This window comes from Streptomyces argenteolus (genome assembly GCF_042902585.1).
Classification (GTDB): Bacteria; Actinomycetota; Actinomycetes; order Streptomycetales; family Streptomycetaceae; genus Streptomyces; species Streptomyces argenteolus.
The window spans coordinates 1227696-1251987 of record NZ_JBIBEG010000001.1; the positions used below are offsets into that span (position 1 = coordinate 1227696).

Below are 24292 nucleotides of genomic sequence, written 5' to 3' on the forward strand. Positions count from 1 at the left end.
CGCATCCGGAGGTTCCATGGACGACCGTTCCGCCGCCTCGCGCCCCCGGCGCGGCCCGCACCGCGACCCCGAGGCCCACGCGGCCGTCCTGGCCGCCACCCGCGAGCTGGTGGCGGAGCTGGGCTACAAGGGCGTGACGATGGACCGCATCGCCTCACGCGCCGGGGTGGCCCGGATGACGGTCTACCGCTGGTGGCCCAACAAGGCGGCGGTGATCACGGAGGCGGTCGCCGACCGGCTCGCGCCGGGACCGGCCCCCGACACGGGTGACGTGCGCGAGGACGCGCTGCTGTGGCTGCGGAACCTGGTGCGCACCCTGACCCTGCTCGGGGACCCCAGTGTGGTGACGGGGGCGCTGACGGAGCGCGGGGAGGCCGGACGGGCCGATCTGCGGGATCTCCTGAAGGCCCACTCGGAGCCCGCGTCCCTGCTGCTGCGCAACGGCGTGGCACGGGGCGGCCTGCCGCAGGACGCGCCGCTGGAGGCGATCGTCGACAGCTGGGTGGGTTACGTCGTGTACCGCACGGTGTTCCTGGGCCAGGAGATCGCCGACGCCGACCTCCTGGACCTCGTACGCCTGCTGCCGCCGGCTCCCGGGGCGTCCGGGGCCGGGGCGGGCTGACGGGTCACGGGCAGAGCCGCTCCACACGCCAGCCGGCGGCCGGGCTGTCGCGCACGTAGCGCAGCCGGTCGTGCAGGCGGTTCTCCCGGCCCTGCCAGAACTCGATCGCGGCCGGTACGACGCGGAACCCGCCCCACTGCGGCGGCGCCGGGACCTTCTCGCCCTCCGGGTAACGGGCCGCGAGCTCCTCGTAACGGTCGACCAGCTCCTGCCGGGAGCCGACGACGGCCGACTGGTCGCTCGCCCAGGCACCCAGCTGGGAGCCGTGCGGACGCGTGCGGAAGTACGCGACCGTCTCCTCGCGTCCGACCCGGGCCGCGGTGCCCGTGACGATGACCTGGCGGGCCAGGGGGTGCCAGGGGAAGAGCAGCGAGACGTGCGGGTTGGCGGTCAGCTCGCGGCCCTTGCGGGAGCCGTAGTTGGTGAAGAACACGAATCCGCGCTCGTCGTAGTGCTTCAGCAGCACCGTGCGGGACGAGGGACGGCCCTCGGCGTCGGCCGTGGAGACCACCATCGCGTTCGGCTCGTGGAGCGCGCCTCCCCCGGCGACCTGGCGGAACCACTGGGCGAACTGGTCCATGGGATCGGCGGCGAGATCCTTCTCGGTGAAGTCCTCGGAACGGTACTGCTCGCGCATCGCGGCCGGATCGGTGGTGCAATCGGATGACGAGGTGCGGGAGGAGGCGGAAGCGGAGGACGGAGTGGCATCAGCTGTGGGCACGGGGCCATCCTGCCGCAGCGGGCCGGTGTTCCCTGCGGGCAGGGGCTCGATCGCCGGTTCGCGTTCCGGCGGGCTGTGCCGGACGTCACCCTTCCCCGCGTCGTGGGAACCCGCCAGTATCGTGCACAGGCCTTTGTGGCCGTCGTACAGCCGCCGAGTCTAGGGAGCCGCCCGATGTCCGACTTCGTACCCGGACTTGAAGGAGTCGTCGCGTTCGAGACGGAGATCGCCGAGCCCGACAAGGAAGGCGGCTCGCTCCGTTACCGCGGCGTCGACATCGAGGATCTCGTCGGCCATGTGTCGTTCGGCAACGTCTGGGGCCTGCTGGTGGACGGGGCGTTCAACCCCGGCCTGCCGCCCGCCGAGCCGTTCCCGATCCCGGTGCACTCCGGCGACATCCGTGTGGACGTGCAGTCCGCGCTGGCCATGCTCGCGCCCGTGTGGGGCCTGAAACCGCTGCTCGACATCGACGAGGAGACCGCGCGCAACGACCTGGCTCGGGCGGCCGTGATGGCCCTGTCGTACGTGGCTCAGTCGGCCCGCGGCCAGGGCCTGCCGATGGTCCCCCAGAGCGAGATCGACAAGGCGGGGTCCGTCGTCGAGCGGTTCATGATCCGCTGGCGCGGCGAGCCCGACCCCAAGCACGTCAAGGCGGTGGACGCCTACTGGACCTCGGCCGCCGAACACGGCATGAACGCCTCGACGTTCACCGCCCGTGTCATCGCCTCCACGGGGGCGGACGTCTCGGCCGCCCTCTCCGGCGCGGTCGGCGCGATGTCGGGCCCCCTGCACGGCGGGGCGCCCTCCCGGGTCCTCGGCATGATCGAGGAGATCGAGCGCACCGGCGACGCCACGGCGTACGTGAAGCAGGCGCTCGACAAGGGTGAGCGCCTGATGGGCTTCGGCCACCGCGTCTACCGCGCGGAGGACCCCCGGGCCCGCGTCCTGCGCCGCACGGCCCGAGAGCTGGCCGCTCCCCGCTTCGAGGTGGCGGAGGCGCTGGAGAAGGCGGCCCTGGAGGAGCTCCACGCACGCCGTCCCGACCGGGTCCTCGCGACGAACGTCGAGTTCTGGGCGGCGATCGTGCTGGACTTCGCGGAGGTCCCGGCGCACATGTTCACGTCCATGTTCAGCTGCGCCCGCACGGCCGGCTGGTCGGCGCACATCCTGGAGCAGAAGAGGACGGGACGCCTGGTGCGCCCCTCGGCGACCTACGTCGGTCCCGGCTCACGCGACCCCCGCTCGATCGCCGGGTACGACCAGCTCGCGGACCTGGGCAACTGACACCTGACGGAGGGCCGGCTGCGGGACGCGCCTCAGGTCGCGTCCCGCTCCGCCTGCTCGGCGAGCCGCTTGACGCGGTCGAGGCGTCTGTCCCATTCGCCGGCCAGGGCGGACATCCAGCGGGCCGTCGCGTCCAGCGCGGAGGGCCGCACGGTGTACCGGACCTCGCGTCCCTCCCGGCGGCCCACCGCCAGTCCGGCGGCGTCCAGGACGGTGAGGTGCTTGACCACCGCCTGGCGCGAGACGGGCAGCGCTTCGGCGAGGGCCGTGGCGGTGGCCTCCCCCCGCGCGGCGAGCAGGTCGAGTATGCGGCGCCGCATGGGGTCCGCCAGCGCGCCGAGGACGCCTTCGACGCCCTCGGCCGCGTCGGGGGGTCCTCCGGTCACGCCGCCTGCCGTTCGGCCCGCGCCTTCAGCGCGTCCAGCACCTGCGGCCAGCCACCGGTGTTGTCCTCGTGCGCCTTGGCGCGGAGCTCCTCGGACCCGGCCAGGGCGGCGAATCCGCTCTCCACCACGCGGAGCCTGGTGGAGTCGCCCTCCGGCGTGAGGGTGAACTCCACGAGGGTGCTGTTGCCCTCGGCCAGCCCCTCGCCGGGGAAGGCACTGGCCCAGCGGTAGGCCACGTACGTGACGGGCTCGACCTTCTCCACGTGCACCGGGAAGTCGCCGTACTCGGCGTTCTTCACCACGGTCGTCGCGCCCTCCTGAGCCACCGTGCCGGGCAGGCTCGCCTCCTCGGCCACCCAGAAGCCGGGCTGGGTCACCAGCGACCAGACCCGTTCCTGGGATGCCGCGATCAGGGTCTCGCGCTCGATGCGGTCCTCGCTCACGACGAACTCCTCTGCTTCCGTGCCCGATTACATGCAACTCCAGGGTTGCACGTGCGGGAGCCAGGAGCAACCTTTCGGTTGCGCGAGTCGGCCCGGACCGGCCCGCCGGCCCGCCGGGTCGTAGGGCCCGGCCCGATCAGCCCAGCGCTTCGTCGAGCAGGACTGCCCACTGCGTGACGACCCGGCGCCGGCGCGCCCCGTCGTCCGTCAGCAGGTTGGCGAGGCCGAGGCCCCGGGCCATGTCGAGGAGGCCCTGCACCGTCTCGCGGACGCCGGGGCGGGTCTCGTCGGCGCCGAGGAGGTTGACGGCGATGCGGTGGGTCTCCCGGCCGACGCGGGCTTCGAGTTCGGTGACCCGGGGCCGCAGCTGCTCCTCGTTCGATGCGGCGACCCAGAGCTGGAGCGCGGCGCGGAAGAGCGGCCCGGTGTAGAGGTCGACGAGCGCGGCGACGACCTCCGCCCGGCCCTGGACGGGCAGCGCCCGCAGGGCGGCCGAGCGCTCCTCGGCGACGTACTCGACGGCACCGGTGAACAGGTCCTCCCGGGTAGGGAAGTGGTGCTGGGCGGCGCCCCGGGAGACCCCGGCGTGTTCGGCGACGACGGAGACGGTGGACCCTGCCCAGCCGTGTACGGCGAGGCAGGCCACCGCGGACTCCAGGAGCCGTTGCCGGGTGGCGCGGCTCCTGTCCTGCTTCGGGGACGTCACAGCGCCCATGAGGGATCCCGTCGTTCGAGGAAGGCCGTCATCCCCTCCCGCGCGTCGTCGGAGGCGAAGAGCGCCGCGGAGCGGGCGATGAGGTCTTCGGCATGCTGGTCGAAGCTGTGCAGCACAGTAGTCGTGACCAGCTCCTTCGATGCCGCCAGGCCCTGCGGGGAGGCCTTGCGCAGTCCGTCCAGCACGGGGACGAGCGCCTTTCCCACGTCGCCGCCGGGGCCGGCGGTGAGCGTCACGAGACCGATGCGGGCGGCCTCGTCCGGGCCGAAGCGTTCGCCGGTGAGGTAGTAGCGGGCGGCGGCGCGCGGGTCGAGCCGGGGCAGCAGGGGCATGGAGATGACGGCGGGGGCGAGGCCGAGGCGGGACTCGGTGAGGGCGAAGGTGGCGTCCGGCCCCGCCGCCGCGATGTCGCAGGCCGCCAGGAGCCCGAGCCCGCCGGCCCTGACGTGCCCGGCGACCTGGGCGACGACGGGCTTGGGCAGGGCGACGATCGCGCGCATCAGGGCGACGAACGCCGTCGGTTCGGGCGGGGCGGTGAGGTCGGCGCCCGCGCAGAAGGTGTTCCCGGTGTGGGTGAGGACGACGGCCCGTACGGTGTCGTCGTCCGCGCAGCCGGCCAGCGCCTCGGTCAGCTCGCCCACGAGCCGGGCCGAGAGCGCGTTGCGGTTGGCCGGGGAGTCCAGGGTGAGCGTGGTGATGCCCCGGTCGTGGGCCGGAGGTGCCAGGGTCATGACCGCTTCTCCCTGTCGCGCAGCTCACGCCGCAGGATCTTGCCGGACACCGCGCGGGGCACGGCCTCGATGAACTCGGCCTGTCTGACCTTCTTGTACGGGGAGACCCGGTCGGCGACGTAGCTGATGACGTCGTCCTCCGTGAGGTCCTGCGCGCCGGCCCGGCGCACCAGATAGGCCTTGGGGACCTCGTTGCCGTCGGCGTCGTACACCCCGATGACGGCGGCGTCGTCGATCGAGGGGTGGGTGAGCAGCAGCGCCTCCAGGTCGGCGGGGGCGACCTGGTAGCCCTTGTACTTGATGAGTTCCTTGACCCGGTCGACGACGTACAGCCAGCCGTCCTCGTCGACCCGGCCGACGTCACCGGTGTGCAGCCAGCCGTCCTCGTCGATCATGGCGGCGGTGGCCTCGGGGCGGCCGAGGTATCCCTTCATCACCTGCGGGCCTCGGATGAGGATCTCTCCGGGGGTGTCGGTGCCGACGTCGATCCCGGGGTCGGTCAGCGAGACGATCCGCATCTGTGTGCCGGGCAGCAGCTTGCCGACCGTGCCGGGCGGCGGGTTCTCGGCGTCCAGGGGCACGACGTGGCAGGCGGGCGAGAGTTCCGTCATGCCGTAGCCCTGCCGCACCGCGGGCACGTCGAGCCGGTCGGAGCAGGCCGCGGCGAGCCCGGCGTCCAGGGGGGCGGCGGCGCTGAGGACGTACTCCAGCGAGGAGAGGTCGTACTCACCGACGAGCGGGTGCTTGGCGAGGGCCAGGACGATGGGCGGGGCGACGTACAGGCCCGCGATGCGCCGGTCCTGGATGGTCTCCAGGAACTGGGCGAGGTCGAAGCGGGGCAGGACCACGACGGTGGCGCCGTAGCGCAGCGGCCCGTTCATGAGGGCGGTCAGCCCGTAGATGTGGAAGAAGGGCAGCACGGCCAGGATGCGGTCCCGCTCGCCGAGCGGGACGAAGGGGCGCAGCTGCTCCAGGTTGGTGGCGATGTTGCGGTGGGTGAGCATGACGCCCTTGGGGGTGCCGGTGGTCCCCGAGGAGTACGGGAGGACGGCGATGTCCTCGGCCGGGTCGAAGGTGATCTCGGGTTCGGGGGCGGTGGAGCCCAGCATGTCGAGCACGGAGGTGTGGCCGTCGGCCTGGTCGCAGACGTAGATCTCCTGGATGCCGCCCGCGAGTTCGGCGGCGCGGCGGGCCACGTCCAGGAGCGGGGAGACCGTGACGATCCAGCGGGCCGAGGAGTCCTGGAGCTGCTTGGCGAACTCCTCGGCGGTGGCCAGGGGATGGATGGTCGTGACGGTGGCGCCGGCCCGGGTGGCCCCGTAGAAGACGGGTGGGTAGGCGACGGTGTTGGGGCTGTGCAGGGCGAGCACGTCGCCCTTGCGCAGGCCGGCCTCGGCGAGGTGGGCGGCGATGCGCCGGTGGAAGGTGTCGAGCTGGCTGTAGGTGACGGTCATCCCGTTGGTGCCGTCGATCAGGGCGGGGGTGTCACCGAAGTCCGCGGCGTTCCCGAGGACGGCTTCGTGGATGGGTGTGTCGACGGCCGGGACATCTGCGTACTCGCTGTGGAACACCATGGCGGTCCCCTTACGCGGGTGGAGAGCCGGAACCGCCCCTGCGGGGGCGGCGGGGGGCCCGGGACGGGCCGGGTGGGTCAGTACGACTTCGGCAGGCCCAGGGTCTGGTGGGAGACGTAGTTCAGGATCATTTCCCGGCTCACGGGGGCGATCCGGGAGACACGCGCGGCCGTCACGAGGGAGGCGAGGCCGTACTCGCGGGTGAGACCGTTGCCGCCGAGGGTGTGGACGGCCTGGTCGACGGCCCTGACGCAGGCTTCGGCGGCGGCGTACTTCGCCATGTTGGCGGCCTCACCCGCGCCGATGTCGTCGCCCTCGTCGTAGAGCCTGGCGGCCTTCTGCATCATCAGCCGGGCGAGTTCGAGTTCGATGTGTGCCTGGGCGAGCGGGTGGGCGATGGCCTGGTGGGCGCCGATGGGGGCGCCCTTCCAGACGGTGCGGGTCTTCGCGTAGTCCACGGCCCGTTCCAGGGCGTAGCGGCCCATGCCGATGGAGAAGGCCGCGCCCATGATCCGCTCCGGGTTCAGCCCGGCGAAGAGCTGGAGCAGGCCGGCGTCCTCGCTGTCCTCGCCGACGAGCGCCCCGGCGGGCAGCCGCACGTCGTCGAGTACCAGCTCGAACTGCTTCTCCGCGGCGTGCAGTTCCATGTCGATCCGGGTGCGGAGGAAGCCGGGGGCGTCGCGGGGGACGATGAAGAGACAGGGCTTGAGCCTGCCGGACTTCGCGTCCTCGGTGCGGCCGACGATCAGGGTGGCGTCGGAGATGTCGACGCCGGAGATGAAGACCTTGCGTCCGCTGAGGATCCACCCGCCCTCGCCGTCGCGGCGGGCCGTGGTGGTGATGCGGTGCGAGTTGGAGCCGGCGTCCGGCTCGGTGATGCCGAACGACATGGTCAGGGAGCCGTCGGAGAGGCCGGGGAGCCAGGCCCGCTTCTGCTCCTCGGTGCCGAAGCGGGCGATGACGGTGCCGCAGATCGCCGGGGAGACGACCAGCATGAGGAGAGGGCTGCCGGCGGCGCCCAGTTCCTCCAGGACGATGGAGAGCTCGGCCATGCCGCCGCCCCCGCCGCCGTACTCCTCGGGGAGGTTGACGCCGAGGTAGCCGAGCTTGCCCGCCTCGCTCCACAGTTCGCGCGGGTGCTCGCCCTTGCGGGCCAGCTCGGTGCTGTAGTCACGGCCGAAGCGCTTGCCGAGGGCGGCGACGGCGGCGCGGAGTGCCTGGTGCTCTTCGGTTTCGAGGACGGTGCTCACGTGGTCTCCTCCTGGTGCGCGGATGCGGGCGCGGGCGCCTGCGCGGATGCGTCCTGTACGACGGCGAGCAGAGCGCCGACCTCGACCTGGAGTCCGGGGGCGGCGTGCAGCGCGGTGAGGGTGCCGGCGGCGGGGGCGAGGATGCGGTGTTCCATCTTCATCGCCTCCAGCCAGATCAGCGGCTGCCCGGCCTCGACGGCCGAGCCGGGCGCGAGTCCGTCGGCGAGGCGGACGACGGTGCCGGGCATCGGGGCGAGCAGGGAGCCGGGTTCGGTGCGTTCGGCCGGGTCGGTGAAGCGGGGCAGGGCGGTGAAGGCGTACGAGCCGGAGGCGGTGTCCACATGGACCCGGTCGCCGTGGACGGCGACGGTGAAGTGCCGGGTCACCCCGCCGGTCTCCAGGGTGACGGCGCCGGGCCGCACGGCGAGGGGGCGTTCTCCGGTCTCCGGCACGGGCGTGCCGTCCCGGCCGGTGCGGTAGGCGATCTCGTACGCCGTGCCGTCGGGTTCGCCGCGGTAGCACCTGACCTGCGGCTGCGAGGCGAGGTTGCGCCAGGCGCCGAAGCGGGCGGGGCCGGGGGCGCCGCCCGCCGTCGCGGCCGAGGCGAGCGCCGCGGCGGTGGCGGCGAGGCGGCGGGCCTCCCCGTCACCGGGGGCGGCGGTCGTGGTCAGGGCGGCCAGGTTCCGGTCGTAGAAGCCGGTGTCGAGGCGGGCCGCGAGGAAGTCGGGGTGGCGCAGGGAGCGTACGAGCAGCTCCCTGTTGGTGACGGGGCCGTGGATGCGCGCCCGTTCGAGGGCGCGGGCGAGGAGGCGGACCGCCTCGGTGCGGGTGGGGGCGTGTGCGATGACCTTGGCGAGCATCGGGTCGTAGTGCACCCCGACGGTGTCGCCCCCCGTGTAGCCGGTGTCGAGGCGCAGGCCCGGTTCGGCCGGCACGTCGAGCGTGTGCAGCGTTCCGGTCTGCGGCTGCCACTCCCGGGCCGGGTCCTCGGCGTACAGCCGGGCCTCGACGGCGTGCCCGCCGGGTCCCGGAGGCTGGACGGGGGGCAGCGGTTCGCCCTCCGCGACGCGCAGTTGCAGGGCGACGAGATCGAGACCGGACACCGCCTCCGTGACGGGGTGCTCGACCTGGAGGCGGGTGTTCATCTCCAGGAAGTACGGGCGGCCTTCGGCCGAGACGAGGAACTCGACGGTCCCCGCGCCCTGGTAGCCCACCGCCTGGGCGGCGGTGACGGCCGCGTCGTGGAGCCGTTCCCGCAGGCCGTCGTCCAGGTCCGGCGCGGGGGCCTCCTCGATGACCTTCTGGTGGCGCCGCTGGAGCGAGCAGTCGCGGGTGCCGAGCGCCCACACCGTCCCCCGGCCGTCCGCCATGACCTGGACCTCGACGTGCCGGCCGCGCTCGACGTACGGCTCGGCGAAGACCTCGCCGTCGCCGAAGGCCGAGGCCGCCTCGGCGGACGCCGCCGTCAGCTCCGAGGGCAGCGCGGCCAGTTCGCGCACGATCCGCATCCCGCGCCCGCCGCCGCCCGCCGCCGCCTTCAGCAGCAGGGGGAGGTCGCCGGCGGTCGCCTCACCGGGGTCGACCGGGGCGAGGAGCGGCACGTCGGCGGCGGCCATCAGTTCCTTGGCCCGGGTCTTGGACGCCATCAGCTCGATGGCCTTGGGCGGGGGGCCGACCCAGACGAGTCCGGCGTCCTGCACGGCCCGGGCGAAGCCGGCGTTCTCCGAGAGGAAGCCGTATCCCGGGTGGACCGCGTCGGCTCCCGCGGCCAGAGCGGCGGCGACGACGAGGTCGCCGCGCAGATAGGTGTCGGCCGCCGCGGCGCCCGGGAGCCGTACGGCGGTGTCGGCCTCCCGGACGTGCAGGGCACCGGCGTCCGCGTCCGAGTACACGGCGACGGTGGTGATGCCCAGCTCCCGGCAGGTGCGGAAGATCCGGCAGGCGATCTCGCCCCGGTTGGCGACAAGCAGTGCGGTGATCATCCGATGCCTCACATCCGGAAGACGCCGAAGCCGCGCGCGCCTTCGACCGGTGCCGTATGGATCGCTGACAGGCACATCCCGAGGACGGTCCTGGTGTCACGCGGGTCGATGACCCCGTCGTCGTACAGCCGCCCCGAGAGGAACATCGGCAGCGACTCGGACTCGATCTGCTGCTCCACCATGGCGCGCAGCCCCGCGTCGGCCTCGTCGTCGTAGGGCAGCCCCTTCGCGGCCGAGGAGGCGCGGGCCACGATCGACAGGACTCCCGCGAGCTGCTGGGGGCCCATGACGGCCGACTTGCTGCTGGGCCAGGCGAAGAGGAAGCGCGGGTCGTAGGCCCGGCCGCACATGCCGTAGTGGCCGGCGCCGTAGGAGGCGCCCATCAGCACGGACAGATGGGGGACCCTGGAGTTCGACACCGCGTTGATCATCATCGCGCCGTGCTTGATGATGCCGCCCTGCTCGTACTCCTTGCCCACCATGTAGCCGGTGGTGTTGTGCAGGAAGAGGAGGGGGATGTCCCGCTGGTTGGCGAGCTGGATGAACTGCGCGGCTTTCTGCGACTCCTCGCTGAACAGCACGCCCTGGGCGTTGGCGAGGATGCCGACGGGATAGCCGTGCAGACGCGCCCAGCCGGTGACCAGGCTCGTCCCGTAGAGCGGCTTGAAGGCGTCGAAGTCCGAGCCGTCGACCAGCCGGGCGATGACCTCGCGCGGGTCGAAGGGGACCTTCAAGTCGCCGGGCACGATCCCCGCCAGCTCGTCCTCGTCGTACTTCGGCGGCTCGGCGGGTCCCGGATCGGGGTGCGCCTTGCGCCAGTTGAGCCGGGCGACGATGCGGCGCGCCTGGCGCAGCGCGTCGTGCTCGTCGACGGCGAAGTGGTCGGCGAGACCGGAGGTGCGGGCGTGCATCTCGGCGCCGCCGAGCGACTCGTCGTCGCTCTCCTCGCCGGTGGCCATCTTCACCAGGGGCGGGCCGCCGAGGAAGACCTTGGACCGTTCCCTGATCATCACGGTGTGGTCGGACATCCCGGGGACGTACGCTCCGCCCGCCGTGGAGTTCCCGAACACGACGGCCACGGTGGGGATTCCGGCGGCCGAGAGCCGGGTGAGGTCGCGGAAGAGCGCTCCGCCGGGGATGAAGATCTCCTTCTGCGAGGGCAGGTCCGCACCACCGGACTCCACGAGCGAGACGCACGGCAGCCGGTTGGTGAAGGCGATCTCGTTGGCGCGCAGGGCCTTCTTCAGGGTCCAGGGGTTGGAGGCCCCTCCGCGTACGGTCGGGTCGTTGGCCGTGATCAGGCACTCCACGCCGGAGACGATCCCGATGCCGGTGACGAGCGAGGCGCCGACCGCGTAGTCGCTCCCCCACGCGGCCAGCGGGGACAGCTCCAGGAAGGGGGTGTCCGGGTCGACCAGGAGCTCGATGCGTTCGCGGGCGAGCAGTTTGCCGCGCCTCCGGTGGCGGGCCACGTACTTCTCGCCGCCCCCGGCGAGGGCCTTGGCGTGCTCGGTCTCCAGTTCGGCGAGCTTGGCGAGCATCGCCTCGCGGTTCGCCGCGTACTCGGGCCCCGCGGTGTCGAGTGCGGTGGGCAGGACGCTCATGCGGTCGCCTCCGGTTCGGGGAGCAGTCGTACGGGGACGGGCACGTGCCGGGACCGCAGCCACTCCCCCACCGCCTTGGCCTGCGGATCGAAGCGCGCCTGCGCGGCGACGCCCTCGCCGAGAAGGCCGTGGACGACGAAGTTGAGGGCCCGCAGCCCGGGCAGGACATGGCGTACGACGGTGAGCCCGGCCGTCTCCGGCAGCAGTTCGCGGAAGCGTTCGACCGTCAGCTCGTGGGCCAGCCACCGCCAGGCGTCGTCGGTGCGGACCCAGACGCCGACGTTGGCGTCGCCGCCCTTGTCGCCGCTGCGGGCGCCGGCGACCAGCCCGAGCGGCACGGTGCGGGCCGGCCCGGCGGGCAGCGGCTCGGGCAGGGCCGGCTCGGGCACCTCGCGCAGCTCCCGGTACGGCCCGGCGGCGGGGACGGGCTCGCGTGATCCGTCCGGCAGGACGGCGATGTGCCGGACCTCCTCGGCCGGTACGTACGCGGACTCGAACACCCCGTAGGGCGCGCCCTTTCCGGGCGGGGCGGTCACATGGAAGCCCGGGTAGCTGCCGAGTGCCAGCTCCACGGCCGCCCCGGAGACCGCCCGGCCGACCGCGTCCGCGTCCTGGTCGCGCACCACGAGCCGGAGCAGCGCGCTCGCGGTCTCCTCGGTCGGGGCGTCGGCCCGGTCGGTGCGGGCGAGTTCCCAGCGCACCTCGGCGGGTTTCGAGCCGGCCCGGTCGAGGGCGTCGGCGAACTGGTCCCGCACGAGCCGCGCCTTGGCCTCGATGTCGAGCCCGGTGAGCACGAAGACCACCTCGTTGCGCCACCCGCCGAGCCGGTTGAGCCCGACCTTGAGCGTGGGCGGCGGGGCCTCTCCGCGTACGCCGCTGATCCGCACCCGGTCGGGGCCCTCGCGCTCCAGCGTCACGGTGTCGAGCCGGGCGGTGACGTCGGGCCCGGCGTAGCGGGCGCCGCCGGTCTCGTAGAGCAGCTGGGCGGTGACGGTGCCGAGGTCGACGACACCGCCCGTGCCCTCGTGCTTGGTGATGACGCTGCTGCCGTCCTCGTGGATCTCGGCGAGCGGGAAGCCGGGGCGGCGGACGTCGTGCTCGCCGAAGAAGGCGTAGTTCCCGCCGGTGGCCTGCGTCCCGCACTCCAGGACGTGCCCGGCGACGACGGCCCCGGCGAGCGCGTCGTGGGCGTCCGGCGCCCAGCCGAAGTGGGCGGCTGCGGGCCCGGTGACGAGGGCGGCGTCGGTGACCCGGCCGGTCACCACGATGTCGGCCCCGGCGCGCAGGCAGGCGGCGATACCGGCGCCGCCGAGGTAGGCGTTGGCGGTGAGGTAGCCCTCCGGGACGGGCCGGCTGTCGCCCTCGACGTGCGCGACGCGCACGGGGACACCGGTCCGCTCGGCCAGTTCACGCACGGCGCCGGCGAGCCCGGCGGGGTTCAGTCCGCCGGCGTTGGTCACGATCTTCACGCCCCGCTCGTGGGCGAGCCCGAGGCTCTCCTCCAGCTGGCGCAGGAAGGTCGAGGCATAGCCGCGCCGCGGGTCCTTCAGGCGGCTCCTGCCCAGGATCAGCATGGTGAGCTCGGCGAGGTAGTCCCCGGTCAGGACGTCGAGCGGGCCGCCGGTGAGCATGTCACGCAGGGCGTCGAAGCGGTCGCCGTAGAAGCCGGAGGCGTTGCCGATACGCAGGGGCCGGGTCATCGGTCCGCCTTGCGGGGGCGGCCGGGGCCGGCCGGCCCGGCGAAGGCCTGCGCGATGTCCAGCCACCGGCCGGCGTCCGCGCCCTCCGCCTCGACGTCCAGGTCGTCACGGTGGGCCCGCTGGGTGACGAGCAGGCAGAAGTCCAGGAGCGGCCCGCTGACCCGCTGGGCGGCGTCCTCGGGTCCGTACGCGAATGTCTCGCCGTCCTCCGCCACCAGCTCCACCCGGAACTGCTCGGCGGGCGGTTGCAGCCCGCGTACGAAGTAGGCGTAGTCCCTGGCCCGTACGCCGATCCTGGCGACGTGCCGCAGCCGGGCGGTCGGTTTCCGGGCCACGCCCAGGGCGTCGGCGATGTCCTGGCCGTGTGCCCAGGTCTCCATGAGCCGTGCGGACGCCATCGACGCGACGCTCATCGGCGGCCCGTACCAGGGGAGCTTCGCCCCCGCCGGTGCGGCGCGCAGGGCTTCCTGGAGCCGGGCCCGCCCCTCCCGCCATGCGACGAGGAGGGCCTCGGGCGGCAGGGCCGCCACCGTCTCCCCTGCGGCCTCGTCGACGAAGGTGCCGGGCGCCGCCAGTGCCCGTTCGACCTCGACGGCGAAGGCGCCGGGCTCGGTGGCGGCGACCAGGGCGACCTCGTCCGTCCAGTGGAGGTGGGCGATCTGATGGGCGACGGTCCACCCCTCGGCGGGTGTGGGCGCGGACCACTCGGGGGCGCTCGACCCCGCGACCAGCAGGTCGAGTTCGTCGCCCTCCAGACGAAGATCGTCGAGCACGGCGGCGGTCACGGCCGAAGCGTCGGACACGGTGCGCTCCCCTCGGGGCGTGGCGGTGTGCCCCGGAGCATGCCAGCGCCCCGTAAAACAAGCAAGCATGCTTGCATGATTTTTTCGCCCGCGTTTCCGGCAGCCAGGCGCTCGGCTCGCGTACGGCGGAGGGCCGGGACGGGCTCACCGGGCCTGGGGCGGCGCACGAGACGCCGCCCCCTGCGAAGGGCTCCGGCCGGCCCGTGCGCACGCGGTGGGCGCCGTCCTTGCCGACCGGTACCGACGGACCGCGTCGTCACTCTCGACCAGCGGGACCTCAGGGCCGTCACACCGCTGACGCCCGGTCCCACCGCGTTCCGCATCCTGTCTGGGGACTTGCCGAGAGGCCCCGGCTCACTCCGCCTGCCTGGGGACTGCTGAGCGGCCCCGGCTCACTCCGCGCGGTCGCCCTCGGCCTGCGAGGGTTCGGTCCGCGGGACGTCGGGGTGCGTTTCAGGGGCCCGGCCGCGCTCCGCCGGCTCGTCGCGCTCCCCCTCGGCCTGCGAAGGGGTGTGCGAGTACAGCCCGGCGTACTCGTCGGTTTCCTTGGTGGCTCCCATGCGCGGGCCTCCTTCCTCGGCTCCCTTCCATCGTCCCTCCGGCGCCCCGTCCCGGCGCGGTGGGCCCGTCACCGCCCCATCGCGGCCTCCTTCATCCGCATCGTGGTGCTGGAACCGTCCAGTGCCTCGCGGATGATGTCGGCGTGGCCGCTGTGGTGGGCGATCTCGCGGAAGACGTGCCACAGGACGTGACGCACGGTCCGGACCACCGGCTCGGGCGGCGACCAGGGGTACGACGGCAGCGTGACCTCCCGGTCGAGATCGGGCTCCTCGCGCACCGCGCGGTCGAAGTCCGCCGCCGCCGCGTGGAAGGCCTCCAGCAGTCCGGGCAGCGTCTCGGCGTCGGTCATCCGGTTGCCGTCGGGGTCGAGGTCCGCCCAGCCGACCTCGGCGGGGGCGGTGCCCTCGACGACGTCGAGCCAGCTGCGCTGCACGAGTCCGAGGTGCTTCAGAAGCCCGCCGAGTGTCAGCTCGCTGACCGTCGTCCGGGCGCGGGCCCCCGCCTCGTCGAGTTCCGCGACGGCATAGAGGAAGTTGGTGCGCTGATCGGTCACGAGGGCGAGCAGATCGTCACGTTCCGGCATGGGTCCCTCCAGGTCGGCCGAGACGACCACCCTAGGATCGGACGCCCGCCCGCGCAGCCGGAACGGTCCGGTCCCCCTGCCGAGCGGGTTCACCGCTTCCGGGAGCCCCGGCCCTGACTGCGCACCGCGCCCATGCTCGCCCCGATGACCAGGGCGATGGCCAGGGCGTCCGTCGTGGAGAGGGCCTGGTCGAGGACGAGGAAGCCCGCCGTGGCCGCGATGGCCGGTTCCAGGCTCATCAGGATCGCGAAGGTGGGGGCGGGCATCCTGCGCAGGGCCATGAGTTCGAGGGTGTACGGGAGGACCGAGCTCAGCATCGCGACGGCCGCGCCGAGTCCCAGCGTGGTGGGGACCAGGAGCTTCGAGCCCGCCTCCATGATGCCGAGGGGCAGCGAGAGGACCGCCGCGACGACCATGGCCAGGGCCAGGCCGTCCGCCTGCGGGAAGCGGCGGCCGGTGCGGGCGCTGAAGACGATGTACGCCGCCCACATGGCCCCCGCGCCCAGGGCGTAGGCGGCGCCGGCCGGATCCAGGCGGTCGAAGCCCCCGCCGCTCAGGAGGACGACACCGCCGAGGGCCAGCGCCGCCCAGACGAGGTTGGCCAACCGCCGGGAGGCCACGACGGACAGGACCAGGGGGCCCAGGACCTCCAGGGTCACCGCCGCGCCCAGCGGGATGCGCTCGAGGGCCTGGTAGAAGAGCGTGTTCATCCCGCCCATCGCGACCCCGAAGGCCACCACGGTGCCCCAGTCGGCGCGCGAGTGCCCGCGCAGTTTCGGCCGGCAGATGACGAGCAGCACGAGGGCGGCGGCGGCGAGACGCAGCGTGACGACGCCGAGCGCTCCCACCTTCGGCATCAGCAGGACGGCGACCGCCGCGCCGAACTGGACGGAGAGCCCGCCCGCCACCACCAGCGCCACCGGGCCGAGTGCCGCCCTGCGGGCGCCGGGGCGCCGGCCGTCCGGCGCGGAGCCGCCGGGAGGAGCGGTCCCCGGGTCGAGCGCCGTCACCGCCTCGGGTACGGCAACGGCTGCGGCCGGCTCTGCGGCACCTCGCGGGTCGTTCACCAGGAACCTCTCGTCCGGTCCGGCCGAGGTCGACCGGTACAACATAATGCACTGACTCATACACGATACGGCACCACTGGTGAGCCGCTCACCTCCTCACCGTAGAGACCCGCGCGCCGCCGGTGAAATGCCTTGTGTGCTCCCGTTATGCTCCGGACGCATGAGCACTGGACAAGGCACCGGCACCGCCGGGCGCGGTATCGAGATCCGCCATCTGCGGGCCTTCCTCGCCGTCGCCGACGAGGGCAGCGTCACCCGCGGCGCCGCACGGCTCGGGGTCACGCAGCCCGTCGTCTCCCGGACACTCGCCGCCCTCGAACGGCAGCTGGGTGTCCGTCTCGTCGACCGGTCGACCCATCACCTCGTCCTCACCCCCGAGGGGGTGGCCTTCCGGGACAAGGCCACCGCCGCGGTCGGTGCCTTCGAGGAAGCCATCGATCCCGGCCGGCTGCGCCACCGGCCGCTGCGGCTCGGGCACGCCTGGTCCGCGTTCGGCCCGTACACCACTCCGCTGCTGCGGACCTGGCAGCAGCGCCATCCGGGAACCCCCCTCGAGCTGCTCCGCATCGACGACCGGACGGCCGGGCTCACCCGGGGCGAGGTGGACGCGGCGCTGCTCCGCGGACCTGTGGACACGCCGGGGCTGGTCACGGAGGTGCTGTTCACCGAGACCAGGGTGGCCGCCGTCGCCGCCGACGGCCCTCTCGCCGCTCGCGCCTCGCTCTCCCTGGCCGACCTGACCGCCGACGCGGTCGTCCTGAACACGGTCTCGGGCGCCACCACCCTCGCCCTGTGGCCCCCGCACGCGGCCCCGGCCGCCACGCTCGCCGTCGCCAACACCGACGACTGGCTCACCGCCATCGCGGCCGGTCAGGGCAACGGGGTCTCCGGGGCGTCGACCGCACAGATGCACCCGCACGCCGGGGTCGTCTACGTACCGCTCGACGACGCCCCGCCGCTGCCCGTGCTCCTGGCCCGCCGGGACGGGCCTGGCCACCCGGAGCTGCCCCGGCTCGCGGCGCTCGCGCGGGAGATCGTCGCCGGACAGCGCCCCGGGCCGCCGTCGCGGGGGAACGGTCCCGGCCGGCCGGGGATTCCCTCCGCGGATGGGGAATGAAGCCCCTGCGTAAGGGAGTTGGGAGCCGTGTACCGATCGGTTCGATCACTCCAGGGGGCGCCACAATGACGGACATTAGCGACACCGTCACCGTGCACGGCACGGTGGCTGCGGGCTTCGAGGGCGTACGGGAGGAGTTCGCCGCCGTACTCGCCGCCGACCACACCGAACCGGGCAGCCAGCTCGCCGTGTACCACCACGGCCGCCGCGTGGTGGACCTGTGGGCCGGGGAGGGCATCGCCGCCGACTCGCTGCCCGCCGTGTACTCCTCCACCAAGGGCGCCGCCCACCTCGTGGTCGCCCTGCTCATCCAGGACGGCACCGTCGACCCCGACCGCACGGTGGCCTCCTACTGGCCGGAGTTCGCGGCCCAGGGCAAGGGCGAACTGACCGTCCGCGAGCTGGTGTCCCACCGTGCGGGGCTCATCTGGGCGGACGGCGGCTTCACCGTCGAGGGGCTGGCCGACGACCGCGTCGTCGCCGAGCGCCTGGCGGGCCAGCGGCCCTACTGGACGCCCGGCACGGAGTACGGCTACCACGCGCTGACGATCGGCGCCCTCACCGGCGAGGTGGTGCGGCGGGTCACCGGACGGTCCATCCAGCAGATCTTCGAGGAGCGGGTGCGCGCCCCCTACAGCCTGGACTTCCACCTCGGCCTGCCCGAGGCGCTCGAACCCCGCTACGTCTCCATCCGTCCCGGCATCCCCGCGCCAGGTCCCGCGGCGGGCGGCCCGCTCGATCCGGACAGCCTGCGGGCGCTCGCGTTCGGCTTCGCGCAGGACCCGCCGCTCGATCTCGTCGCCCTCCCGAACACCCGGGCGGTACGGGCTCTCGGCCCGGCCTCGGTCGGCGGCGTCGGCTCCGCGCGCGGGCTCGCGGGGATGTACGCGGCGGCCGTCTCCGAGGTGGACGGGCGGCCCCCGCTGCTCACACCCGAGACGATCGCCGAGGTGGGCCGGGTGCAGGGGAAGGGCACCGATCTCGTGACCGACGAGACCGACCACTTCGCGCTCGGCTTCGAAGCGGTGCGTGCCACCTACCCGGCCCTCGGCGAGGGCGCGTTCGGGCACTCGGGAGCCGCGGGCTCGCAGGCGTACGCCGATCCGGTCCACGGCGTGGCCTACGGCTACACCCGGCGCCGCTTCGCGCTGCCCGGCGGCGCGGCACCGGAGAACGAGCGGCTCTCCGCGGCGGTGAGCGAGGCGGTCGCCGGGCTCTGACGCCGGTCCCGGCACGCCCGCCGGGCGCCCACCCGGCACCGGGCCGCCGAGGTCCGCCGGGCCGTCGCGAGCGGTGCCCTACGGCCGTCGCCGGGGCTCCGTCCCGGAGGCGTCCGGCGGCAGCCCCTCCGCCAGCAGCTCGGCGAGGTGCCGGGCCCTGCGCCCGGCCAGCTGGTCCAGCTGGGTGCGGCAGGAGAAGCCGTCGGCCAGCAGCTCCGTGCCGGGTTCCGCCGCCCGCACGGCGGGCAGGAGCTGCTCCTCGGCGCACGCCACGGAGACGTCCCAGTGCCCCCGCTCGAAGCCGAAGTTGCCGGCCAGCCCGCAGCATCCGCCGCTCAGTTCACCGGTCAGGCCCGCCCTCTCGCGCAGCCCGCGCTCGGCGGCGTCGCCGAGCACCGCGTGCTGGTGGCAGTGGGTCTGGCCGGCGACGGGCCGGTCGAGCCGGGGCGGCGTCCAGCCGGGCGCGTACTCCTGGAGGTACTGGGCCAGGGTGCGCACCGACGAGGCGAGCAGGGCGGCGCGCGGGTCGTCGGGGAGGAGCTCCGGCAGGTCCGTGCGGAGGGCGGCGGCGCAGCTCGGTTCCAGTACGACGAGGGGCTCGCCGAGCGTCCCGTCCATCAGGTCCAGGGTCCGGCGCATGACGGCGCGGGCCGCGTCCAGCCGGCCCGTCGAGACATGGGTGAGGCCGCAGCACACGCCCCGGGCGGGCAGCACGGGCATCCGGCCCGCCGACTCCAGGACCCGTACGGCCGCCCGGCCCACCTCCGGCGAGAAGTGATCGGTGAAGGTGTCCGGCCAGAGCAGGACGGCCGGGCCGTCCGGCCGTGACCGACGGCCGGCGAACCACGCCCGGAACGTCCGCCGCGCCAGGACCGGGAGCGTGCGCCGCTGCTCGATGCCGCCGAGCCGCTTGGCGAGTGCGGCGAGCGGACCGATCCGGGCCAGGGCGTTGAGCGGGCGGGCGAAGGGGGCGGCCGTCCGCAGCAGGCGCGGGAGCCCGCCCATCGCGTAGTGCGCGGCGGGGCGCAGCCGTCCCTTGTAGTGCTGGTGGAGGAACTCCGCCTTGTACGTGGCCATGTCGACGCCCACCGGGCAGTCGGTGCGGCAGCCCTTGCAGGACAGGCACAGGTCGAGGGCGTCACGCACCTCCGTGGACCGCCAGCCCTCCGTGATCACCTCCCCCGCGAGCATCTCGTGCAGCAGCCGCGCACGTCCCCGGGTGGAGTGCTCCTCCTCGCCGGTGGCCCGGAAGGAGGGGCACATGACGTCCTGGCCGGGCTTCTGCGTACGGCACTTGGCGACGCCGACGCAGCGGCGCACGGCGGCCGTGAAGTCGCCGCCGTCCTGCGGGTAACCGAAGGCCACGTCCACGGGCCGCCCCGGGAGGACGGCGAAGCGGAGGTTCTCGTCGAGGCGTGCGGGGCGGGCAAGGATGCCCGGGTTGAGGCCGCCGTCGGGGTCCCAGAGGTCCTTGAAGCGGGTGAACAGGCCCACCATCTCCTCGCCGTACATCCGGGGCAGGAGCTCCGCCCGGGCCTGCCCGTCGCCGTGTTCGCCGCTCAGCGATCCGCCGTGCGCGACGACGAGGCCGGCCTGGTCCTCCGAGAACCGGCGGAAGCGGGCCACGCCCTGCTCGCTCAATAGGTCGAAGTCGATGCGCACGTGGATGCAGCCGTCCCCGAAGTGGCCGTACGGAGTGCCGCGCAGGCCGTGTTCGGTCAGCAGGGCGCGGAAGTCGCGCAGATACGGGCCGAGCCGGCCGGGCGGCACGGCGCAGTCCTCCCAGCCCGGCCAGGCCTCGGTGCCGTCGGGCATCCGGGTCGCGGTCCCGGCGGCGTCCTCGCGGATGCGCCACAGGGCCCGCACGGCCGCGGGATCGGTCACGACGCTGCCGTCCAGGGCATCGGCTGCGCGCAGGATCTCCGTGGCGCGGGCGCGGGCCTCGGCGGGAGTGGCGCCGCCCGTCTCCACGAACAGCCAGGCGGCGCCCCGGGGCAGCCCGGCCGGTTCGCGTACGAGGTCCTCGGCCATGCCCTCGACGGTGAGCGGGCCGAACGGCAGGAGCCCGGGGGCGGCTTCGGCGGCGGCCGACTCGTCGGCGTACCCGAGGACGGCCAGCGCGCGGGCGCGCGGCGTCTCGACGAGGCGGACGGTCGCCTCGGTGACGACGGCCAGGGTCCCCTCGCTGCCGCAGAGGGCACGGGCGGGGTCGGGGCCGTTCTCGGGGAGCAGGGCGTCCAGGGCGTAACCGGAGATGCGGCGCGGGAGGGCGGGGAAGCCGGTGCGCAGCGGGGCGAGGTGGGCTGCGGCGAACGCGTGGAGGCCGGGCGGTGCGCCGGGCAGGTCCCGGCCGACGTGCAGGCTCTCGCCGCCGTACCGCAGGACGCGCAGGCTCCGGACGTTGTCGGCGGTGGTGCCCCAGGCGACGGAGTGGGAGCCGCAGGAGTTGTTGCCGATCATCCCGCCGAGCGTGCAGCGGCTGTGGGTGGACGGGTCGGGGCCGAAGGTCAGCCCGTACGGGGCGGCGGCGGCCCGCAGGTCGTCCAGGACGACGCCCGGCTGGACGACGGCGGTGCGGGAGCCGGGGTCCAGCGCGGTGATCTTCCGCATGTGGCGGGTGAAGTCCAGGACGACGCCGGTCCCGGTGGCCTGGCCGGCGATGGAGGTGCCGCCGCCCCGGGGGACGACGGGGGTGCCGTGCTCCCGGCAGACGCGCAGGGCCTCGGCGACGTCCGCCGCGTCGCGGGGCAACACGACCGCGACGGGGACGCGGCGGTAGTTGGACGCGTCCATGGTGGTCAGCGCCCGGGCGGTCCTGGTGGTGTCCACCTCGCCGCGGACGGCCGCGGTGAGATGGTGGGCGAGGTCGCTGGGCTGGGTGGCCATGAGCCCAGCATGGACCACCTGCCGGCCGGGGACGCGCCGATGAGTTCGCCCGGTCCGGGGAGTCTCCCCACCGTTGTCGCGATCGAGGAGGAACACGTGGCTCAACTGCTGAGGGTCCAGAACTTCAACGTCTCGTCCGACGGGATCGGCGCCGGCGAGGACCAGACCCTGGAGAGGCCGTTCGGTCACGTCGATCCGGGGAGGCTGTTCGCCTGGGCGGGCGCCACGGCGAGCTGGCCGATGCGCACCGAACCCGGCGGGAGCCGGGGTCTGGACGACTGCCTCACGCGGGACTACGCCCGGAACATCGGCGCCGAGATCATGGGCCGCAACAAGTTCGGACCGCTGCGCGGGCCGTGGCAGGACGAGGAGTGGAAGGGCTGGTGGGGTGACGAGCCGCCGTTCCGCACCCCGGTGTTCGTCATGACCCACCACGAGCGGCCGTCGTTCACCCTCTCCGACACCACGTTCCACTTCGTGGGCGGCGAGCCGGCCGCGGTCCTCGCACAGGCGCGGGAGGCAGCGGGCGGCAAGGACGTGCGGCTCGGCGGCGGGGCCACCACCATCCGGCAGTTCCTCGACGCCGACCTGGTGGACACCCTGCACGTGGCGGTCTCGCCGGCGAAGCTCGGGACGGGGGTGCGGCTCTGGGAGTCCCCGGACGAGCTGCTCGACCGGTTCCACCTGGACGTCGTGCCCAGCCCGAGCGGGGTGACGCACCACCTGTTCTGGCGGAAGTGACCCTCGCCGGGGCGCCCCGGAGGGGCCGTCCCGGGGCCGTCCGGACTCCTGACGGACATGCCCCGCCCCGGAGCCTGGTGCACGGGACCGGCCGCCCGGGCCCGCCGCCGGGGGCGGCCCCGCAGGCCTGACGGCTACTTGGCGCAGACCGCCTTGTCCGCCTCCACGCGCTGGATGTCCTCCGGGGCCTTCTGCGGTGCGCTGAGCGGGCTGCCCGCCGTCTTGAAGTCCGGGCCCAGCGTCAGCACCATCGGGTCCATGTCACCGGCGTCGGTCTCGGTGGGCTTGAGGGCCGAGGCCGACAGGCCCATCAGGTCGGCGAGCCGGCGCGCCTGGTCCGCCTGGTTGGGGGCGTAGACGAGCTGCGTCTTCTTCACGTCCTCCGGCGCGTTCGCCTTGTTCGTGGACTTCAGCACGCCCTTCTCGTTCTGCAGCCAGTCCAGGGCGTTCTGCGCGGAGCCGGCGGGGGCACCGCCGTTGAAGACGTCGACCCGCACGTCCGCCGGGTCGGCCATGTCGCCCTTCAGCTTGGCGTCCGCCGCTGCCTTCGCCGCGGCCTTCTCCTGCTTCTCGACGGCGGTGAAGGAGACGTCCTCGCGCATCATCGAGAAGACCTGGGGGGCCTTGGACTCGTCGAGGATGACGGTCGCCTTGTCGTTCGGGTTGTCCAGCACCGGGACCGTGGTGAACGTGATGTTCTTGGGGTCGACCGAGGCCAGCTCCATGCCCAGTTTGCGCAGCTGGTTGATGTCGGCGATCTTGTCGTCGACGGTGAGCGCCTTGGTGGCCGCCTCCGCGAGCGACCACATCTTGGTGGGGCTGGTCAGGGTGTCGTTGGACTTCAGTTTGCGCATCAGCGAGCCCAGGAACTGCTGCTGGATCTCGATGCGGCTCAGGTCGCTGCCGAAGCCGACGGAGTGCCGGGTTCGCAGGAAGGCGAGGGCCTGCTCGCCCTGGAGGGTGTGCTCGCCCTTGGACAGCTTGAGGTGCGAGTCCTTGTCGTCGATGTCCTTGGCGAGACAGACGTCCACGCCGTCGACGGCCGTCGTCAGCGACTTGACCGCGTTGAAGTCGGCCACCATGAAGTGGTCGACCTTGATGCCGGTGAGCTCGGTGACGGTGCGCATGGTGCAGCTGGGGGTGCGCTCGGACTGGCCGAGGCTGGTGTTGAAGCGTCCGCCCGCTGTGCCCGGGATGTCCTTCTCGGTGCCGTCGGCCAGCTGGGTCGGACAGTTCGGGATGTCCGTTATCAGGTCACGCGGGATGCTGAGCGCGGTCGCGTTCGTCCGGTCCTTGGAGACGTGGAAGAGGATGTTGGTGTCGGCGTGACCGACGCTGCCCGCGTCCCCGTAGCCCTCGTTGCCCTTGCCGGTGCGCTTGTCGGTGCCGATCACCAGGACGTTGATCGCCCGGTCCTTGCTGAAGCCGCCGGTCCCCGCGCCGTCGGTGGAGACTGAGGTGATGTTGCCGTTGAAGTGCTGGTAGACGAGATAGCCCGCGGTGCCGGTGCCCACCAGCAGGAAGGCGAGCACCCCACCGGTCCACACCAGCGCCTTCTTCTTCCCGGACTTCTTCTGCTTCGCCTTGCGGCGCCCCTGGGCCGGCGGGGCGGCACGGCCGCCCGCCTTGCGGGACTCCTCCCGGCTCCCGCGTCCGGACTCGTCACGGCCGCCGCGCCCGCCTTCGGCACCCCTGCGACCGCCACGCTGCCCGGGGACGGAGGCCCGGTCGCCCGGCGGGGGCGCCGAGGGCCCCGGCCTGCGGCGCGAACCGGACGTCCTGGTGTCCGAGGAACCGGAGGCCGCGGACGATCGCCCTGAGGAAGGGGTCAGTCGCAGTTCGTAATCACCGGTGTCCGGGTTGAGTACCCACTGGTCTGCGGGGTCGATGCCCTCGTCCCGCCCACGGCCTTGCGCGTCCACGGTTGCTGCGTCCTCCGTCGGGGCCACGCGGCGCCTCCCCCTTCAAGGCGCGCGGTGTGTCTTACGGCAGTGCCCGACCTGGCAGGCCGACTGCACCGGAGCGCTCACATTAGCTGGCCACCGGCCCACGAGCGACGATCGTGACAATTCAAGCCTGACACAGGGGACATAGCGTTACATATACCTCTAGTTCCCGGCCCCCACGCAGGTCCGACCCGGCGCCGAACGACTGAGAGAGGGCCCGGGAATCCATTCAAGCCACTTTTCAAACAGAAGTGGCCACAAGGAATCCCCAAACAAGTCGCCAATTCTCCTATAGTTGCCGTGACTTGATCAGGAACAATCAGCTCCAGTTGTGGTCCTTTCACCACCACAACACC

The 24292-nt window shown here is 73.4% G+C and carries 21 protein-coding genes; 5 read left to right on the top strand and 16 right to left on the bottom strand.

Annotated elements, in window-relative coordinates:
* Positions 1-16 precede the first annotated feature (16 nt).
* Entirely contained in the window at positions 17-622 is a 606-nt protein-coding gene (locus ACFY8O_RS05525) for a TetR/AcrR family transcriptional regulator (RefSeq protein ID WP_387899057.1), read from the top strand.
* A gap of 4 nt (positions 623-626) precedes the next feature.
* Here ACFY8O_RS05525 and pdxH read toward each other — a convergent pair whose 3' ends face one another.
* Positions 627-1259, bottom strand: a complete 633-nt coding sequence (gene pdxH, locus ACFY8O_RS05530) for a pyridoxamine 5'-phosphate oxidase (RefSeq protein WP_387899608.1) — start codon at positions 1257-1259, stop codon at positions 627-629.
* A gap of 258 nt (positions 1260-1517) precedes the next feature.
* Here pdxH and ACFY8O_RS05535 point away from each other — a divergent pair, with 258 nt between their 5' ends.
* Positions 1518-2627: a citrate synthase 2 gene (locus tag ACFY8O_RS05535; protein WP_145804282.1), complete on the top strand. Its 1110-nt coding sequence runs from the start codon at positions 1518-1520 to the stop codon at positions 2625-2627.
* A gap of 32 nt (positions 2628-2659) precedes the next feature.
* Here the strand turns inward: ACFY8O_RS05535 and ACFY8O_RS05540 are convergent, their stop codons facing one another.
* From ACFY8O_RS05540 to ACFY8O_RS05600, 13 genes are all read right to left on the bottom strand, one after another.
* Positions 2660-3013 carry an ArsR/SmtB family transcription factor gene (locus ACFY8O_RS05540; protein ID WP_387899060.1) on the bottom strand — a complete coding sequence of 118 codons (354 nt, stop codon included), beginning with the start codon at positions 3011-3013 and terminating at the stop codon, positions 2660-2662.
* Positions 3010-3456, bottom strand: a complete 447-nt coding sequence (locus ACFY8O_RS05545) for an SRPBCC domain-containing protein (protein WP_145804286.1) — start codon at positions 3454-3456, stop codon at positions 3010-3012. The genes ACFY8O_RS05540 and ACFY8O_RS05545 overlap by 4 nt, the downstream gene beginning before the upstream one ends.
* A 136-nt stretch (positions 3457-3592) precedes the next feature.
* A complete protein-coding gene (locus ACFY8O_RS05550) occupies positions 3593-4171 on the bottom strand; it encodes a TetR/AcrR family transcriptional regulator (RefSeq protein ID WP_387899064.1) in 579 nt (192 codons plus the stop codon).
* The gene (locus ACFY8O_RS05555; RefSeq protein WP_387899065.1) at positions 4159-4902 is read right to left on the bottom strand and encodes an enoyl-CoA hydratase family protein; all 744 of its coding nucleotides are present in this window, start codon (positions 4900-4902) and stop codon (positions 4159-4161) included. Before ACFY8O_RS05555 ends, ACFY8O_RS05550 begins: the two co-directional genes overlap by 13 nt.
* Positions 4899-6476 (bottom strand): 4-coumarate--CoA ligase family protein, encoded by a 1578-nt coding sequence (locus ACFY8O_RS05560; protein ID WP_387899067.1) that lies wholly within the window; start codon positions 6474-6476, stop codon positions 4899-4901. Before ACFY8O_RS05560 ends, ACFY8O_RS05555 begins: the two co-directional genes overlap by 4 nt.
* Before the next feature lie 77 nt (positions 6477-6553).
* A complete protein-coding gene (locus ACFY8O_RS05565; protein ID WP_145804294.1) occupies positions 6554-7726 on the bottom strand; it encodes an acyl-CoA dehydrogenase family protein in 1173 nt (390 codons plus the stop codon).
* On the bottom strand, positions 7723-9708 hold the full coding sequence (locus ACFY8O_RS05570; RefSeq protein WP_387899070.1) for an ATP-binding protein: 1986 nt from the start codon (positions 9706-9708) through the stop codon (positions 7723-7725). Before ACFY8O_RS05570 ends, ACFY8O_RS05565 begins: the two co-directional genes overlap by 4 nt.
* 8 nt (positions 9709-9716) lie before the next feature.
* Positions 9717-11312, bottom strand: coding sequence for an acyl-CoA carboxylase subunit beta (locus ACFY8O_RS05575; RefSeq protein ID WP_387899073.1), 1596 nt, complete (start codon positions 11310-11312; stop codon positions 9717-9719).
* Complete coding sequence (locus ACFY8O_RS05580; RefSeq protein ID WP_387899076.1) at positions 11309-13012, bottom strand: acyclic terpene utilization AtuA family protein; 1704 nt, start codon at positions 13010-13012, stop codon at positions 11309-11311. The genes ACFY8O_RS05575 and ACFY8O_RS05580 overlap by 4 nt, the downstream gene beginning before the upstream one ends.
* Positions 13009-13815, bottom strand: coding sequence for a TIGR03084 family metal-binding protein (locus ACFY8O_RS05585; RefSeq protein ID WP_387899078.1), 807 nt, complete (start codon positions 13813-13815; stop codon positions 13009-13011). Before ACFY8O_RS05585 ends, ACFY8O_RS05580 begins: the two co-directional genes overlap by 4 nt.
* A 392-nt stretch (positions 13816-14207) precedes the next feature.
* The gene (locus ACFY8O_RS05590) at positions 14208-14375 is read right to left on the bottom strand and encodes a hypothetical protein (RefSeq protein ID WP_387899081.1); all 168 of its coding nucleotides are present in this window, start codon (positions 14373-14375) and stop codon (positions 14208-14210) included.
* Positions 14376-14443: 68 nt separating this feature from the next.
* Entirely contained in the window at positions 14444-14959 is a 516-nt protein-coding gene (locus ACFY8O_RS05595; protein WP_387899084.1) for a DinB family protein, read from the bottom strand.
* 89 nt (positions 14960-15048) lie between these two features.
* Positions 15049-16026, bottom strand: a complete 978-nt coding sequence (locus ACFY8O_RS05600; protein ID WP_387899611.1) for an EamA family transporter — start codon at positions 16024-16026, stop codon at positions 15049-15051.
* Positions 16027-16186: 160 nt separating this feature from the next.
* Here ACFY8O_RS05600 and ACFY8O_RS05605 point away from each other — a divergent pair, with 160 nt between their 5' ends.
* Positions 16187-17143 (top strand): LysR family transcriptional regulator, encoded by a 957-nt coding sequence (locus ACFY8O_RS05605; RefSeq protein WP_387899087.1) that lies wholly within the window; start codon positions 16187-16189, stop codon positions 17141-17143.
* A gap of 65 nt (positions 17144-17208) precedes the next feature.
* A complete protein-coding gene (locus tag ACFY8O_RS05610) occupies positions 17209-18363 on the top strand; it encodes a serine hydrolase domain-containing protein (RefSeq protein ID WP_387899090.1) in 1155 nt (384 codons plus the stop codon).
* Between the two features lie 78 nt (positions 18364-18441).
* On the opposite strand, the gene ACFY8O_RS05615 is transcribed toward ACFY8O_RS05610, so the two are convergent.
* Positions 18442-21249, bottom strand: coding sequence for an FAD-binding and (Fe-S)-binding domain-containing protein (locus ACFY8O_RS05615; protein ID WP_387899093.1), 2808 nt, complete (start codon positions 21247-21249; stop codon positions 18442-18444).
* Between the two features lie 96 nt (positions 21250-21345).
* On the opposite strand from ACFY8O_RS05615, the gene ACFY8O_RS05620 reads away from it, so the two are divergent.
* The gene (locus tag ACFY8O_RS05620) at positions 21346-21990 is read left to right on the top strand and encodes a dihydrofolate reductase family protein (protein WP_387899614.1); all 645 of its coding nucleotides are present in this window, start codon (positions 21346-21348) and stop codon (positions 21988-21990) included.
* A 134-nt stretch (positions 21991-22124) separates the two neighbouring features.
* On the opposite strand, the gene ACFY8O_RS05625 is transcribed toward ACFY8O_RS05620, so the two are convergent.
* Complete coding sequence (locus ACFY8O_RS05625) at positions 22125-23912, bottom strand: LCP family protein (protein ID WP_145804853.1); 1788 nt, start codon at positions 23910-23912, stop codon at positions 22125-22127.
* Positions 23913-24292: the final 380 nt, after the last annotated feature.

Coding starts and splice junctions, on each gene's coding strand:
- ACFY8O_RS05525 (WP_387899057.1), top strand. CDS start 17: ATGGACGACCGTTCCGCCGCCTCGCGCCCCCGGCGCGGCCCGCACCGC.
- pdxH (WP_387899608.1), bottom strand. CDS start 1,259: ATGCGCGAGCAGTACCGTTCCGAGGACTTCACCGAGAAGGATCTCGCC.
- ACFY8O_RS05535 (WP_145804282.1), top strand. CDS start 1,518: ATGTCCGACTTCGTACCCGGACTTGAAGGAGTCGTCGCGTTCGAGACG.
- ACFY8O_RS05550 (WP_387899064.1), bottom strand. CDS start 4,171: ATGGGCGCTGTGACGTCCCCGAAGCAGGACAGGAGCCGCGCCACCCGG.
- ACFY8O_RS05555 (WP_387899065.1), bottom strand. CDS start 4,902: ATGACCCTGGCACCTCCGGCCCACGACCGGGGCATCACCACGCTCACC.
- ACFY8O_RS05560 (WP_387899067.1), bottom strand. CDS start 6,476: ATGGTGTTCCACAGCGAGTACGCAGATGTCCCGGCCGTCGACACACCC.
- ACFY8O_RS05570 (WP_387899070.1), bottom strand. CDS start 9,708: ATGATCACCGCACTGCTTGTCGCCAACCGGGGCGAGATCGCCTGCCGG.
- ACFY8O_RS05575 (WP_387899073.1), bottom strand. CDS start 11,312: ATGAGCGTCCTGCCCACCGCACTCGACACCGCGGGGCCCGAGTACGCG.
- ACFY8O_RS05580 (WP_387899076.1), bottom strand. CDS start 13,012: ATGACCCGGCCCCTGCGTATCGGCAACGCCTCCGGCTTCTACGGCGAC.
- ACFY8O_RS05590 (WP_387899081.1), bottom strand. CDS start 14,375: ATGGGAGCCACCAAGGAAACCGACGAGTACGCCGGGCTGTACTCGCAC.
- ACFY8O_RS05595 (WP_387899084.1), bottom strand. CDS start 14,959: ATGCCGGAACGTGACGATCTGCTCGCCCTCGTGACCGATCAGCGCACC.
- ACFY8O_RS05605 (WP_387899087.1), top strand. CDS start 16,187: ATGAGCACTGGACAAGGCACCGGCACCGCCGGGCGCGGTATCGAGATC.
- ACFY8O_RS05610 (WP_387899090.1), top strand. CDS start 17,209: ATGACGGACATTAGCGACACCGTCACCGTGCACGGCACGGTGGCTGCG.
- ACFY8O_RS05615 (WP_387899093.1), bottom strand. CDS start 21,249: ATGGCCACCCAGCCCAGCGACCTCGCCCACCATCTCACCGCGGCCGTC.